Raw genomic sequence first — 15,533 nt, 5'->3', positions numbered from 1 at the left:
AATCAGGCACATCGCTTATGGCAACACACGTTCAATCCTCAATAGAAATAGATTCTTCGCAGAAAGAGGAATATGGTCTGAGGTTATTATAATTTCGAGAGAAGCGAAGCCGGCTATCTATCTTTTTCACTAACATATCGGTGGACTCTTCATTCAGGAGTTTGCAAACGTGCCGGGTATCGAGGCGCAGAAGTCTGCATGCCTCAAGCGTTGGGCAGAAATTCATAGAGTGGAAAGTAATTTGCTTCTCAGTTCTGTTCACCACGGGCATTTCAACCTCTGCAGCGTGGAATCGCGTTATAAGTAAGCGGTGTGCGGTATCTAATAAATGGCTATCGCCAATATTCAACCTGGCTTTATTTTGGCAGAACCATGCAGTACGGCGGGCAATGGAATCCGCGTTCAGCGCCTTAAGGTCTTCATCGGTTGCGTTGCGCAGATGATTAATTTCGCTGCGAACGTCAGCACGATAGAGAATTGCGCATTCCCGCCGCAGAATACCTTTATGAACAATAACCTCTGTGCCCGCCTTATCAAAAGCCTCGACGCACTGAAATGCAATTCGCCGCCGCCCTTGAGCAAGTGCATCCTGAATAGAAAAACCAAAAGCTATTTCGCTTATCCCGGACCAGGCGATGGCAAATGCGCACATAGGACAAGGCTCACTGGTGGATATCAGTATGCACCCGTTTAAATTTTTGCCAATTTTTTGGCTGGCAATTTTAATCGCGTTGATTTCAGCATGTGAGGTTGCGTCTCCCTCTGTTTCCTCATAGTCATGCGCCGCCGCAACCATCTCACCATCCTTGATGATAACGGTGCCAAAACCTTTATTCCCCTCACGCAAACTCTCTTCAGCTTCACCAATGGCAACACGCATCCAGAATTCTAGTTCCATAACCCCATTCATAAAACCACATCCCGCAAGTGAATTTATTTATGGCACCTGGTGACAAGTGCTATACGCTGCGTAAAAAGATAAGATGATTAATACGCATGAGATTAGTAAAACACTAATCACAACCACGATATAATGACGCAAATCAACGTTAAGATTATTCTAAGCACATTAAAAGACGATTATTATTTAATAAGGAATTTTCTAAATGTTATTTATATCTTATCAGACACCTCAAGAAAATCATACAACCTCTTGTTTACTATAAGTTTTACCATTTAATATGAGTAAATAAGAAAATTTAAGACGAGATAAGTTTGAATTTCTGAACAATCAGATATAGTCATTTAATACGACACATCATGAGTGAAATGCTTACGGGAGTTATCATGGCTATCTTCATCATCAGCAATAACCAGTATCTTCGAGATGGCATTATCTGTGTCGGACAATATAACGCGATGGAAATCAAAAGCTGTCATTGTGACGACCCGCAACTCGATCGTTTAAACTATGAGGATATTGTTATCCTGCATCTGAGTTTAGAAAACAAATGCAACGCCAGCAAACTTTCCTCGTTAAACCAGCGATGCAAAGTATTACTGATTCTGAGTTCGTCGCAGCATGCACTCATCTGTGATGCAGATACCGTGATAAATGCTAAAGCGCCGCCGGAAGTCATAATGAAAGCGCTCCGCTGCCTGATCAGACGGGTTAAGTGTAAACCGACCAAAAACCAGCGCTTAAGCAAAATTGAAAAAATCATTCTCAACAAAAGCCTTGAAGGTAAAGATACGCATGTTATCGCTGAATCTCTATCGCTCACCAGTAAGATCGTCAGCAATTACAGATATGTGGCCTGTCGAAAAATTGGCGCAGGGAAGCTAACTGATTTACTCATTATAAAAGACCATTTAAAGGACGATTATGCCAGATAATTGTGGATGATAAGCAAGCCTGACTCATCATCCGTACCGTTAATTAGCACAATACAGTAGCGGTCGTGACCCAATTTTTATCAGAAAGCTATGCTCATTTTGCTTTGAAATAATATAGCTTATTTTTTCATTTGGATAAACGTAAAAGTCAGGCAGGATGCTGGCCAGGAATTCATCCGACACGGAGTCAATGTTACCGTATCGGTTTATTTCTCTGGAGTGGAAATGGTGAGTTTCATGATTTTTGACCATATCATAGATGACATCTCTTCTGATATGGCCCTGCAGTTTCCCGCCATCCAGATAGCTACCGCTGACCGCAACGGTACCCTTACGTTCAGCAAGTGAATACATGAAATTTAACGTCAAATTAGTTTGTGTATTATCCTTGAAGACCACGAGCGATGCCGTACACTCTTCCTTATGATTTATTTTATCGTTCACAAAATTATAGATCCCCCCTGCCAGAGCGCCAGAAATAAAAAAGCCAATCACAATTTTTATTTTATTCATCTACATTTCCACGAAAAGAGAGAGTAACACATCCGGCAGAAGCCTTCGCGGTGTAATTTTTTCTGCAAATCAACACTATAAGACTGGGAGACATCTGCGACATGGAAAAATAAACAAAGGGATACTTCTTACAGTCCAGTCCGGATTTGAAAATCAAAGACTTATAACTATTAAATTTATCAATGCTGGCATGATTATCATCTATGGTATAAAAATGGCAACCGCGATCGCTTTCAACTAATGTATAGCTGCTAAAAAAGGGTTTTTCATCATTAAAGTGCCAGAGGTAATGAAGAGAAAAAAAGCCCGCCAGGAAACTCAATGCCATAATCAAGAGTGTGACAGCCTTTAAGCGGACGTTTTTCTTATCAGCCGTATGCACGGTAGCTACAGATTCAGTGGTTGTTTTTTTTTCCGCAACGCTATCCTGCACCGTGAGAGCTGCATCAGCAGAACCTTCTGAATCTAAAGATATTTTTTCACGTTTTTCAACGTTAACGTTGGCATTGATATGAAAACCTTTACGCGGCACCGTCACGACTAATGAGCTATCCGTTTCCCCGACATCGCGCAGTCCACGCCTGACAATCGATATGTTTTGATACAAGGTATTTGCAGGAACCAGGATCCCCTCATCTTCCCAAACTTTTTTAAAAAAAGTCTGCTGGCTGACCAGCTTCGGTGAGGCTTCCAGTAAAAGGTCAAGGCAGTGGCTTGCCGGAGCCGTCAATGTGACGCTCAGCGCCGGGTTTTTCAACGAGATTAACCGTCTATTTTCAGGCCAAAATTCTATATTTTTGTTTATGATCCAATACATATGTCATTCGCGATTGATGTTAAAAGAGGTTAAAGCAGTAAGGAGATAATCGGTGCAACTGGAATTACATGCATTATAGCTAATTATATAATTGAAAAAAATATTTGACCTTAAATTTTCATGCTTAACTTTTTGCTCCCGTCAAACTTCGCTAAAAGCGGCTGCGTCCTTTCGCGTATTAGACCGTTCACGGTCTTAAATTTGCTGAACGCAGGGATAAAAAACTCGGCCTTTAAATATAATAACCCCAGCAACTACAATCTGTTATTTTCCAACGAACGCGTTTTTTGCCATGCCAGTCTTATTCGCATGCCAGCACTCAAAGCCCTCTTCATCGTTAACGTAAAAACCTAGCGCCCCGGATCATTCTTTTTCCTTTTAAACATCTTTTTTTGCTGACGGGACCCCGTCCCGTTGTTTTAGCGGCCCCGCAAGCCGGGGGCTAATTCAATGGCTTCCAGCTTGAACAGCGAAACGGCGCGCCTCTGTCAATTACAGAAGAGGCGACATCGATTAACGACAGGCAATCGCATCAAGCTGAAAGAGCATACCTGCGTCCCCGCCAGCATGGGCAAACTCGGTTTGAATTGATTTTCTGGCGGGATAATGGCCGTTAAATCGCTGACGCATGACTTTTTCCATTAATGGGATATTCCATACGTCGCGAAACAGAGCATCAATTTTTACGACTGACTCCAGCGTCAGGCCGATAGCGTTAAGCCTTTCGCTCAAATTATCGAAAGCGCCATTTATCTGTTCCTCAATGGGCTTCCCGATGTTACCAATACAGTAACTCACAAAGACCAAACCACAGGATTCGACTACTCCGGATATTGCCCAGCTTTCATTAATTTCGTGCCTTATAATCTTACTCATCATTGATCCTTTTAAATCTTATATGACTGAAAGCCAAAATCAGGTCACGATTTGTGAGTGCATGGCAAAAACGCGCGTCCCGTGACGTATCATAAAAAAGCCATAGCGTAATATCCTGGTTTTCCTGTGTCAGGGATAAACCCGGGACATGAAAGTAAAATACACTTTTCTCAAGGAAATCATCTCATTTAATGCTAAAAACTGTCACGTGCTGCCACATGAAATACCCTTAAAAAATCTTAAAGGTTCTTAAATACATTTAAAACCCCAAAATTAAATATCACAACACATTGATTAGAAAGAACATTATCGATTTCACCCCTTGCTATTAAAATAATAAAAACAGGTATTAAAAAATATTTATAAACAGTCAAAGCAAGGCACCTTGTTAATATCTATTTAAATTAAATGGTATTTTTAAACAAAATTATAACATAAAACTCAGGACAATAACCTGTAATAAAGCCCGCCCTCAACCGCCCCCCCCTGTGGTTCGATAATAAAAAACCAGATAAATGAAGAGGTAATGTTATTAAGCATATTGATAAGTGCGCTTCGTGCCATTTTTAGCCGGCAGCAAAATGTCATGCTGCAACTTTCATATGCCGGGAGAGGGATTTTTCCAGGCGTGAATTATGAGCGGTCAAACATTCTTAATAAGACGTTTTCAGGTGCATAGAAATAACGGGATCGTTATGTTGTTACCCAAGGCCGTTCATATGATATGGCTCTGTGTAACTTTATAGCAATATGCGCCGAATGCCTTCGGTTGCTTACATTAAGGATAATGATGTATGAAAAAATTATCAGCAGTTGCGTTTGCATTTGGTCTGTTATCTGTGTCTGCATCTCAGGCACTGGCTGCAGATGCCACCGTTAACTTCAGCGGAACCATTCTTCAGGAAGCCTGCCGTGTAGACACTTCAGACAGTACTGTGAACGTTCCGCTAGGCACCTACGGCGTTGCTCAATTTCCGACGGTTGGAACAACGACCCTTCCTGTTCCTTTCTCCATCAACTTAACGGGATGCCCGGTTTCAGGCGGCCCGACAGCTGCACTGGTGACCTTTTCAGGGGCAGCGGATGCGGCAGGCGACCTGGCGCTGACCGGCGGCGGCGCAACCGGCGTATCTATTAATATCAAAAAGGCTGACGGCACCAATATCGATATTAACTCTGCCGATTCAGGTATTGCGCTGACTAGCGCCGCGACCCAACAGCTCCGCTTTACGGCTAATTACATCAGTACTGCGGCTTCTGTCACCGCAGGCGTTGCTAACGCCGTAGCCCAGGTAAACATCTCGTATATGTAATTTTTGACATGCAGCGGAGGTGGTAACACCTCCGCTACCGGAGTATTAATGAAAGCGTTGCTTGTTTTATCTTTAATGACGTCATGTTTGACTTTTTCAATAAATAGTCATGCGGCGGTTTCGGTCGGCGGGACTCGCCTGGTTTTTCATGGCGATGAAAAAGAAGCATCGATTACTGTCAGCAATACGAACAAGGGCATTCCCGTTCTTATTCAGTCATGGGTGGACGAAGGGGAGAATAGCAAAGCTAAGGCCCCGTTTATGATTACCCCACCATTATTTCGTCTTGAGCCAGGCCAGGACAATACTTTGCGCGCCGTCTTTACAGGTGCAAACCTTGCGCAAGACCGGGAGTCATTATTCTGGCTAAACATTAAGACTATCCCTTCAGTTAAAAAAAATGAGGTACGGGGTAATACATTGCAGCTGGCGATCAAAAAAAGGCTAAAATTTATTTATCGCCCTTCAGCTGTGAAAGGTTTACCTGAAGAAAGCGGGGATAAACTTATCTGGAAAAAAGTCGGTAACCAGATCCAGGTGACTAACCCGACGCCGTTTTATATGAACTTCAGCGTCATTACGGTGGGCGGAAAGATGTTTAAACCCACCTTACCAGAACAGACCTATGTGGCACCAGCAACAGAACGACTATTTACTATTCCAGCAGGGGCAGTCGGTAACACCGTTAGCTGGAAAATAATTAATGATTACGGTACGAGTGGCAAAGAGTTTCACTCAAAATATTAATTTTTTCTGTTCACATCTGATTAACAGGTATGGAATTTTGGACCAGTTCAATTTCAATATAAAATATACATGCCTCTTGATTATGTCTGCGCTATTCAATGCTCCAGGCATATCATTTGCAGATGAGTTTTTTAACCCTGCTTTGCTTGAGGTTCGCGAAGGGGATGGCGCGCCGACGACAGACCTCTCCGTATTTGAAGTCGTCAATGGACAGCCAGCAGGAAACTACCGTGTAGATATCTACGTCAATAACGAAATGGTGACCGCAGATGCCCGCGATGTGATGTTTTCAAAAAACAAGGATGGAAAGCTGGATCCCTGCGTCACCCTGGCAGAACTTAGCGTCTGGGGAATTGATACCGCCTCATTTCCAGAACTTGCCGTCAATGATAGCGAATGCGCCAATCTTGCGGGTATCCCGGATGCATTTGCCGACTTTCAGTTTAACCGCCAAAAGCTGAATCTGAGTATCCCTCATGCGGCAATGAATACGCGCAGCCTGGATGAAGTGCCCGTTGAACGTTGGGATGAAGGTATTCCAGCCCTCCTCCTCAATTACAACATGAATAGCTATCAGAGCCGATTTAAGGGCGCAGAAACTTACGAAAGCACGTATTTGAACCTGCGTCCCGGTCTCAATATCGGTCCCTGGCGTCTGCGCAACTACACCACCTTTGAGCATAGTAATCAGAGTGGAAGTAAATGGGACAACGTCTATAGCTATCTTCAGCGGAATATTATCTCTTTGCGCAGCCAGCTGACGTTAGGCGACAGTTCAGCACCAGCTGATGTCTTCGATAGCGTGCCGTTTCGTGGTTTTCAGATGGCCTCGGACGACGACATGCTGCCTTCCAGCGTACGTAACTACGCGCCTGTGATTCGAGGGGTTGCCCGCAGCAACGCCCTGGTCACCATCCGTCAGAACGGCTACGTGGTCTATGAGACCAAAGTGGCGCCAGGAGCGTTTGAGATCTCCGATCTGGCCTCCACCGGGGGAGCAGGCGATCTTGACGTGACCATCAAAGAAGCCGACGGCAGCGAGCAGCACTTGCGCATCCCCTACGCATCTTTGCCTGTTCTACAGCGTGAAGGTAAGTTTCGCTATAGCGTAACGGGCGGTCAATTCCGCTCCTACGATTCTCGCACGGAAAAAAACCTGTTTGTTCAGGGGACCGGAATTTACGGCCTTCCATGGGGCTTTACGCTCTACGGCGGCGTGCAAAACGCAGGCAATAAATATCAGTCATATGCGTTGGGTGTGGGTAAGAATATCGGTAGCTGGGGCGCCTTTTCCGCCGACGCCATCCATTCCCGATCCATGTCGACCGATACCGGCAGGCAACAGGGCCAGTCGCTCCGGGTACGCTATAGCAAAAATTTCCTGCAGACGGGAACGAACTTTACCATCGCCGGCTATCGCTATTCCACCTCCGGATTTCGCTCGCTGGAAGAAACGCTGGGGACCTACCGCAGCGATAATAACATTCCGTCTTATATCACCGATCGCCGACGCAACCGTGCAGAGCTGTCGCTGAATCAGGATCTTGGCGATAACTTTGGAGCGTTGAATGCATCCTTAATCAGCGAGGATTACTGGCAGAAAGAACGTAACAGCCTGTCGGCGAACCTGGGGTATTACAAAAATTTCAACGCGATTGGTATCAGTCTGAACTACTCCTGGAACCGGAATAGCGGACTGTATGGCCATGCCGAACAGGATAATGTGGTCTCCTTTGAAATCAATGTGCCGCTGGATAAATTCCTCAACCGGACATACGCCTCATACGGGACAACCCATGCGAGTGGAAACGGGACCAGCCACAACCTGCGACTGAATGGTTCAGCCTTTGAGGATGCCAGTCTTGACTGGGGGATAAACGCGACGCACGCCGGGCGCAGCGAACAACAAGTCGTCGGGGGCAACGTCAGTTGGAAGGCAAGCTACGGAACGTTAAATGGTTCCTACAGCCGCAGCCGCGACAGTCAACAGCTGGGGTATGGCATAGCCGGTGGGGTAGTGATTCATGAGAATGGTATCACGCTGTCCCAATCGCTGGGTGAAACCATCGGGTTAGTTAAGGCTCCTGGCGCTGAAGGCATTGGCATCAATAACTACGCCGATATCTCTACGGACAGCCGGGGCTATGCGGTTGTTCCTTATCTGACACCCTATCGCCGCAATGATATTAGCCTGAATAGCAAGACCCTGCGGGACGATACCGATATCACCTATATGACCAATAAAGTTGTCCCCACCCGCGGGGCTATTGTCAGGGCGGAGTATAAAACCGCCATTGGCCACCGTGTCCTGATGACATTAACGCTGCCCGACGGTAAACCGGTCCCCTTTGGCGCAATGGCGTCGCTGCTTAAAAGTGAAGAAAACGCGTCAATTGTCGGTGATGGCGGAGAAGTGCTGCTGAGCGGTTTACCGCAAAAAGGGACGCTGCAGGTGAAATGGGGGAATGGCCAGGGGCAGGAAACCGCCTGCCGGGCGGATTATATAGCCCATAAATCTGCTGGCGCATCCGGTCTCTGGAACGCGACGAGCGTCTGTCAATAATTCTGCGCCCTTGGGCGAAGTAAATAGCACTCCTTACGAGGAAGAACAGAATGAAGTGGTTTGTGTTTATGTTCGTTGCCATCGCAGCGACGCTGATGGTCACCCCTGAAGCCAATAGCGGATCGTTTGATCCGGTAACCGGCGCTTATACTACGGATCCGATAACCGTCACGCTGACGCCAAGGACCGTTACGGCCAGCGCGTCGGTAATCGCTAATGGTGAAAGGGTTTACTGGGCCGCTAATAATTATGCTCAACGTGGAGGACCATTTTACTGGGGGCCGCATACCCATACAATGAGCAGTTCTGCTATTGCCACAACCGCCGCAACAAATATTAACGCTACTGGGGTATGCTCAGCATCTGCCAGCGGTACATCGCTTACCATAAGCGGATGCTTCTCCTTTATGGAGCCTTATATGATCTACATGGGCAAAAGCGCCTCTTGTAAATCGTTTTATAGTGTACATAGCAATGTAAGTTATTTAACGAGTTTTGGGGAATTTGTTGGGCTGACCTTTAATTTAGGTTCTACTCAACGAGATTACTCATTAAGTAAATCAGCAATATCAAGCGTCAATACGACTTCTGTTACTTATCCGCGCCAGACGGTCGGGCCATTTCAAGTATCGTCTTCTCCGTATGACGCCAACATGAGGGCGACACTCACCGCCAAAACACCACCTTATGTTTATTTTAACTGTTCCGTACCACAAGGTGCGAACTTAACTCTGAGCACAGCGACAGTCATCGCGCGGGCTTTTGAGATGGTAACCACGGTCAACAAACCCGCCTTTGCTCCGACGATTAGTTACTCGCCGGCGCTTCCTATAACCAATACTATCGCCGTTAATATCCGCAATATTACCGCGATTGACATTCTCCCAAGGACGGTATTCAACACCGGAACTATCTCCGCCTGGCGCACAACCTATATGGAACAACCGCTTACCGTAACCGGGCAGGGCAATATAACCCGCAATTTTGGCGCATCGGAAAACTTTAACGTTCTTGAATCATGGAGCTGCGCGACAACAGGGCAAATCGATTTTCGAATAATGCGCGACAATACCAACGCCAACGTCTGTTCGGGCGCCACCTATACCCACCCCGTGCAGACGCCACAGTCGTTGACGGCGCAGTGGAAAGCGCAAAGTTCGAGCGCCTCAGGCGCCTGGAGCGCCAGAGCTACGGTCACCTTTACGCTGCCCTAGATTATTGGCTTAATCGTTAACGCCCGGCATCGCTTTATACTGGCGATGCCGCCGATGGCAAGAGCGCGCCCCACCTGTCGCTCAAAGAGAGTAATCCTGACACGGCGGCCAGCAATGACCGCCGCGCTGCGTTTAAGTTATACCCAAAACAACATGCTAAATCCGGTCAAAACGATAATACAGGCGATATTCAAAAACAGGCCGGCGCGCATCATCTCCTGCTGCTTGATATGACCGGTGGCGAAAACGATAGCGTTTGGCGGCGTCGCCACGGGCAGCATAAAAGCGCATGAAGCCGCAATGGCAATCAATACCGACAGAATCACAGGAGACATGCCGAACGCTTCGGCCACCGAGGCAAATACGGGAATGAGCAACGCAGCGCTGGCCGTATTACTGGCAAACTCGGTTAGAAACACCACGAATGTTGCAATCACCAGGATAATAATAAATATCCCCATATGAGCCACCATCCCGCTAATCTGGTTTGCCAGGAACAAGCTGGTGCCCGTCTCTTTCAACACATTACTTAAGCAAATACCACCGCCGAATAATAGCAGCACGCCCCAGTCAGCCGTTTTCTCTATATCCTTCCAGTGAACCACCCGGGCGAAATTGACCAATATAATGGCGCCTAAAGCCACGATGGTATCGAAGGATTTAAAACCGCCCAGCAGATCGTTAATGGGTCCGCTGAAAATCCAGAAGAATACGGTAAGCGCAAAAATAGCCAGGGTGACTATTTTGCCTTTATCCCAATCGACCCGTTCACTATTCGTTTCGAAGGTCCCCTTAAGTTCCGGCCCGAACACGAGGTAAAGAATCGCAATAGCGACAGGCAGTAAGACGATCATTGCCGGGAAACCGAACTTCATCCAGTCAAAGAAGGAGAGCCCCACCTCGGCGGCGGCAATCGCATTCGGTGGACTGCCGACGATCGTCGCCATCCCGCCAATGCTGGCGCTATAGGCAATCCCCAGGAGCACAAACACATAGGTCGAATGGCTGTTTTTGCTATCGACTTTGCTCAGGATCCCCAATACCAGCGGCATCATCATTGCGGCCGTCGCCGTATTACTGATCCACATTGACAGCAGCGCCGTCACGCCAAACAGCATAAAGACCGCGAGGCTCATTTTACCCCTCGCCATCGCTAATACCTTATCAGCAATGACTTTATCCAGCCCCTGCACATGCATCGCCGCCGCCAGAGCAAAGCCGCCGAGGAAAAGAAATATCGTAGAGTTGGCAAAACTGTTTAGCGCCGCCTGGGTATTAAATACCCCCAGCAGCACGGCCATGACGGGAACCATTATTGCCGTGACGGTCACATGCAGCGCTTCCGTTAACCATAATACGGCGATAAAAGCGAGCATACTCAGTCCCATGACCACCTTCGGCTCATAGGGTAGCGTGTTGTAGAGAACGATAAACAGAACAATATCGAGCAAAATGATGATGCTGTTACGATTAAAAAACCACTCGTGGGTATTGGTGGGTAAAGGACTCATGTCGTTTTTATTCATAGTAGCTTCCTTGTAACTGGTTACGACTGAATCATTACATGTATATGTCTTGCAGGTATAAATTATGTTCCTGTTCTGTTAACTGGATCGTACCAGACAATTTTCCGACTGATTAACTACTGGGCAGGATATTTTTGGAAATAGGGTTCCTGATATAGGTTATTTATTGAAGCGAGCAGGAACATCTTATCAGGATTAATTCACTCACCTGAATTTCCGTCGTTGAACAATGCCCCGGTATACCGGGTACTGATATTTTCGCTGGCACCTGAAAGTTGCCGCTGGGAACTATCGATTATTTTCAGCAATCCTTTTCTGAAATAGAGATAAAGCAGCGCGTAAAAACGGATAATTCGGTGAAAAACCCGGCAAAAAAGCTATTTTCTGGAAATCGACACGCCCAGGCGGCTAACAACCTTTCCCTCCGGATGGCTAAAAAGCATCTTATATTCCTTTTTGCTCTTAACGGCAGACAAAAGTTCTTTAAAATGCCAATTTTGCAGCCCTACCATTCAAATCATCTCGATACGAATGGGCAAAATGTTATGTCAGTTTTTCATTCCGTTAGCGACCTGATTGGTCATACTCCCCTGCTGCAGCTGCATAAGCTGGATACCGGCCCCTGCAACCTGTTTCTAAAACTGGAAAATCAAAATCCCGGCGGCTCGATAAAAGACCGCGTCGCGCTATCCATGATTACCCAGGCAGAGCGCGAAGGAAAATTAAAGCCCGGGGGCACGATTATCGAAGCCACCGCCGGCAATACCGGCCTCGGGCTGGCGCTGATCGCCGCGCAGAAAAATTATCGCCTGATCCTGGTGGTGCCGGACAAAATGAGCCGCGAGAAGATTTTCCATCTGCGCGCGCTGGGAGCGCAGGTGCAGCTTACCCGCTCGGACGTTAACAAAGGCCATCCCGCCTACTATCAGGACTACGCCCGGCGTCTTGCCGACGAAACGCCAGGCGCCTTTTATATCGACCAGTTTAATAACGAGGCCAATCCGCTGGCGCATGCCACCACCACTGCCCCGGAAATCTTCCAGCAGCTGGAAGGCGATATCGACGCGATCGTCGTCGGCGTCGGCTCCGGCGGAACGCTCGGCGGGCTACAGGCCTGGTTTGCTGAACACTCCCCTAAAACGGAATTTATCCTTGCCGATCCGGCGGGCTCCATTCTGGCGGACCAGGTCGAAACCGGGCGCTACGGTGAAACCGGCTCCTGGCTGGTTGAAGGGATCGGCGAAGACTTTATTCCGCCGCTGGCCCATCTTGAAGGCGTCCGCAGCGCTTACCGCGTCACCGATAGCGAAGCTTTCGCCACCGCCCGCCAGCTGCTGCAGGTTGAAGGTATTCTGGCAGGCTCCTCTACCGGAACATTGCTCACCGCCGCCCTGCGCTACTGCCGGTCGCAGACATCCCCTAAACGCGTGGTGACCTTCGCCTGCGACAGCGGCAATAAATATTTATCAAAGATGTTTAACGATGACTGGATGCGCCAGCAGGGCTTTTTAAGCCGCCCATCGCGCGGCGATCTCAGCGATTTTATCGCTCTGCGCCACGACGAAGGGGCAACCGTCACCGCCGCGCCGGACGATACCCTGGCGGCCATCCTCGCGCGTATGCGCCTCTACGACATCTCGCAGCTGCCGGTGCTGGAAAACGGCCGCGTCGTCGGCATCGTCGACGAATGGGATCTGATTAGCCATGTCCAGGGCGACAGCCAGCGCTTTGCTCTGCCGGTCAGGGAAGCGATGACCCGTAACGTGGAAACCCTGGATAAGCACGCGCCGGAAAGCGCGCTGAAGGCCATTTTCGATCGCGGCCTGGTAGCCGTTATCGCCGACAACGATCGTTTTCTTGGCCTCATTACCCGCAGCGATGTGCTGACCACCTGGCGTAACCGACTCGAACAGTAAGGACTTCTCAATGACAAATTTGCATACTCTGAGCGTACATAGCGGCACATTCACCGATGAACACGGCGCGGTGATGCCGCCTATTTATGCCACCTCTACCTTTGCCCAGCCCGCGCCGGGCCAGCATACCGGGTACGAATATTCGCGCAGCGGCAACCCGACCCGCCACGCGCTGGAAACGGCAATTGCCGACCTGGAAAGCGGCACGCGCGGCTACGCCTTTGCTTCCGGCCTTGCGGCCATCTCAACCGTGCTGGAGCTGCTGGATAAAGATAGCCACCTGGTCGCCGTCGACGATGTCTACGGCGGCACATACCGGCTGATTGAAAACGTTCGCCGCCGCAGCGCCGGCCTGCGGGTGAGCTGGGTGAAGCCCGACGATCTGGCGGCCATCGAAGCGGCCATTCGGCCCGATACGCGCATGATCTGGGTCGAAACGCCGACCAACCCGCTGCTTAAGCTGGCAGACCTCAGCGCTATCGCCGCCATTGCCCGGCGGCACAATATTATCAGCGTCACCGACAACACCTTCGCCTCGCCGGCTATCCATCGTCCGCTGGAGCTGGGCTTCGATATCGTGGTGCACTCGGCGACCAAATACCTCAACGGCCACTCCGATGTGGTCGCCGGGCTGGCGGTGGTCGGCGACAACGCCGCGCTGGCGGAAAAGCTGGGCTATCTGCAAAACGCGGTTGGCGGCGTTCTCGATCCGTTCAGCAGCTTCCTGACGCTGCGCGGTATTCGTACCCTGGCGCTGCGTATGGAGCGCCACAGCAGCAATGCGCTGCTGCTCGCCGAGTGGCTGGAGCAGCAGCCGCAGGTCGAAAAGGTCTGGTTCCCGTGGCTGGCCTCGCATCCGCATCATCAGCTGGCGCGCAGGCAGATGGCGCTTCCCGGCGGGATGATCTCCGTGGTGGTCAAAGGCGACGACGGCTACGCCGAGCGGATCATTCGTAAACTGAAGCTGTTTACCCTCGCGGAGAGCCTCGGCGGCGTGGAAAGCCTGGTGAGCCAGCCGTTTAGCATGACCCACGCGTCGATCCCGCTGGAGCAGCGGTTAGCCAACGGGATTACTCCGCAGCTGATTCGTCTGTCGGTAGGGATTGAAGATCCGCAGGATCTGATCGCCGACTGGCGCCACGCGCTGCGCGACTAAGCAGATTGCCCGGCGGCGGCTAACCTCTTGCCGGGCCGACAAGCCCCCCATCACATCAGGCCCGCCGCCCGGCAGAGAATTAAGCGGTCAGCCCGTTCTGGCGCTGCCCCTGCAAAAGATGCTCAACAAACCGCGTCAGCTTCGGCAGCGGGCGCAGATCCTGACGCCAGAGTAGATGAACCGGTCTCGGCTGCGGAGTATAAGCCTCCAGCACGCGCACCAGTTGGCCGCACTCGAGCGCATCCGCCAGCAGCACTTCCGGCTGCAGCAGCAGTCCGGCGCCGGCGATCGCCGCCGTTCGCAGCGCGTAGCCATCATTACAGCGCAGAACAGCATCGCGCTTCCAGCGGACGCCCTCCTCCGCGCCCGGCAGCTTCCACTCATTGCGCGCGGTCCACACCGTATGCGACAAACAGAGGTGATCGGCCAGGTCCGCAGGCGTTGTCGGCGTACCGTGGCGGGCTAAATACCCGGGCGCGGCGCAGATCGTCATCCGGTAGGGCGCGAGATACTTTGCCACCAGATCGTTATTGCGGATCTCGCCGATGCGGATCGCCAGATCGATACCCTCATCCACCAGATCGACCATCCGGTTGGTCAGATCCAGCTCCACGCGCACGTCGGGCCAGGCCTGGAGAAAAGTGGCGGCCAGCGGTGCGATCACGCAGGCGCCAAACGACGTCGGCGCGCTTACCCGCAGCGTCCCCGCGGGCGCGATCCGCAGCCTCTCCACCGCGCTTTCGGCGATTGAAACCTGCTCAAGGACGCGTTTCGCCTCGTCAAAATAGACCCGCCCGGCGTCGGTGAGGCTCTGGCGGCGGGTATTGCGCTCAAGAAGACGGGTATTAAGCTGCCGCTCGATCAGCGCGATATATTTCCCGACCATCACCGCCGACATATCGAGCCGCGATGCGGCTTCGGTAAAGCTTCCGCATTCCACCACCGCAATAAAGGTCTCCATCGCCCGCAGCTTATCCATATTGCAAACCTCAGGTTAGTAATCATTTAACTTTTAGCCAGTTTATCCGATATCTGTTTTATTAAAGAATAGCCTCT

At 49.9% G+C, this 15,533-nt stretch carries 13 protein-coding genes; 7 read left to right on the top strand and 6 right to left on the bottom strand.

Annotated features, from left to right (window positions below):
• Positions 1–31: 31 nt before the first annotated feature.
• Positions 32–898, bottom strand: coding sequence for a nucleoside deaminase (locus ACE3MN_RS03705; RefSeq protein WP_257999606.1), 867 nt, complete (start codon positions 896–898; stop codon positions 32–34).
• A gap of 389 nt (positions 899–1,287) precedes the next feature.
• On the opposite strand from ACE3MN_RS03705, the gene ACE3MN_RS03700 reads away from it, so the two are divergent.
• Complete coding sequence (locus ACE3MN_RS03700; protein ID WP_102650099.1) at positions 1,288–1,836, top strand: LuxR C-terminal-related transcriptional regulator; 549 nt, start codon at positions 1,288–1,290, stop codon at positions 1,834–1,836.
• Positions 1,837–1,875: 39 nt separating this feature from the next.
• On the opposite strand, the gene ACE3MN_RS03695 is transcribed toward ACE3MN_RS03700, so the two are convergent.
• The 3 genes from ACE3MN_RS03695 to ACE3MN_RS03685 form a co-directional block, all read right to left on the bottom strand.
• Entirely contained in the window at positions 1,876–2,349 is a 474-nt protein-coding gene (locus ACE3MN_RS03695; RefSeq protein ID WP_102650098.1) for a hypothetical protein, read from the bottom strand.
• A complete protein-coding gene (locus tag ACE3MN_RS03690; RefSeq protein ID WP_102650097.1) occupies positions 2,342–3,166 on the bottom strand; it encodes a transcriptional regulator in 825 nt (274 codons plus the stop codon). Before ACE3MN_RS03690 ends, ACE3MN_RS03695 begins: the two co-directional genes overlap by 8 nt.
• A 513-nt stretch (positions 3,167–3,679) precedes the next feature.
• Positions 3,680–4,045 carry a RidA family protein gene (locus ACE3MN_RS03685; protein WP_257999605.1) on the bottom strand — a complete coding sequence of 122 codons (366 nt, stop codon included), beginning with the start codon at positions 4,043–4,045 and terminating at the stop codon, positions 3,680–3,682.
• 791 nt (positions 4,046–4,836) lie between these two features.
• On the opposite strand from ACE3MN_RS03685, the gene ACE3MN_RS03680 reads away from it, so the two are divergent.
• Genes ACE3MN_RS03680 through ACE3MN_RS03665 form a run of 4 tightly spaced genes read left to right on the top strand, consistent with a single transcriptional unit; the run spans position 4,837 to position 9,879 of the window.
• Positions 4,837–5,355: a fimbrial protein gene (locus tag ACE3MN_RS03680; RefSeq protein WP_102650094.1), complete on the top strand. Its 519-nt coding sequence runs from the start codon at positions 4,837–4,839 to the stop codon at positions 5,353–5,355.
• Between the two features lie 48 nt (positions 5,356–5,403).
• A complete protein-coding gene (locus ACE3MN_RS03675; RefSeq protein ID WP_102650093.1) occupies positions 5,404–6,102 on the top strand; it encodes a molecular chaperone in 699 nt (232 codons plus the stop codon).
• Between the two features lie 37 nt (positions 6,103–6,139).
• Positions 6,140–8,665, top strand: a complete 2,526-nt coding sequence (locus tag ACE3MN_RS03670) for a fimbria/pilus outer membrane usher protein (RefSeq protein ID WP_142385541.1) — start codon at positions 6,140–6,142, stop codon at positions 8,663–8,665.
• Positions 8,666–8,715: 50 nt separating this feature from the next.
• The gene (locus ACE3MN_RS03665) at positions 8,716–9,879 is read left to right on the top strand and encodes a hypothetical protein (RefSeq protein WP_180971302.1); all 1,164 of its coding nucleotides are present in this window, start codon (positions 8,716–8,718) and stop codon (positions 9,877–9,879) included.
• Between the two features lie 137 nt (positions 9,880–10,016).
• Here the strand turns inward: ACE3MN_RS03665 and ACE3MN_RS03660 are convergent, their stop codons facing one another.
• Complete coding sequence (locus ACE3MN_RS03660; RefSeq protein ID WP_102650092.1) at positions 10,017–11,405, bottom strand: SLC13 family permease; 1,389 nt, start codon at positions 11,403–11,405, stop codon at positions 10,017–10,019.
• A gap of 545 nt (positions 11,406–11,950) precedes the next feature.
• Here ACE3MN_RS03660 and ACE3MN_RS03655 point away from each other — a divergent pair.
• Both ACE3MN_RS03655 and ACE3MN_RS03650 read left to right on the top strand, forming a co-directional pair.
• Complete coding sequence (locus ACE3MN_RS03655; RefSeq protein ID WP_004135812.1) at positions 11,951–13,321, top strand: pyridoxal-phosphate dependent enzyme; 1,371 nt, start codon at positions 11,951–11,953, stop codon at positions 13,319–13,321.
• Between the two features lie 10 nt (positions 13,322–13,331).
• A complete protein-coding gene (locus ACE3MN_RS03650) occupies positions 13,332–14,477 on the top strand; it encodes a trans-sulfuration enzyme family protein (protein ID WP_014839554.1) in 1,146 nt (381 codons plus the stop codon).
• 79 nt (positions 14,478–14,556) lie between these two features.
• On the opposite strand, the gene ACE3MN_RS03645 is transcribed toward ACE3MN_RS03650, so the two are convergent.
• On the bottom strand, positions 14,557–15,456 hold the full coding sequence (locus tag ACE3MN_RS03645) for a LysR family transcriptional regulator (protein ID WP_004135809.1): 900 nt from the start codon (positions 15,454–15,456) through the stop codon (positions 14,557–14,559).
• Between the last annotated feature and the right edge of the window lie 77 nt (positions 15,457–15,533).

Source organism: Klebsiella grimontii, from assembly GCF_042137965.1.
GTDB classification, from domain to species: domain Bacteria; phylum Pseudomonadota; class Gammaproteobacteria; order Enterobacterales; family Enterobacteriaceae; genus Klebsiella; species Klebsiella grimontii.
Note: the sequence above shows the minus strand (reverse complement) of the source record. Positions and strands in the feature narration are given on the sequence as shown.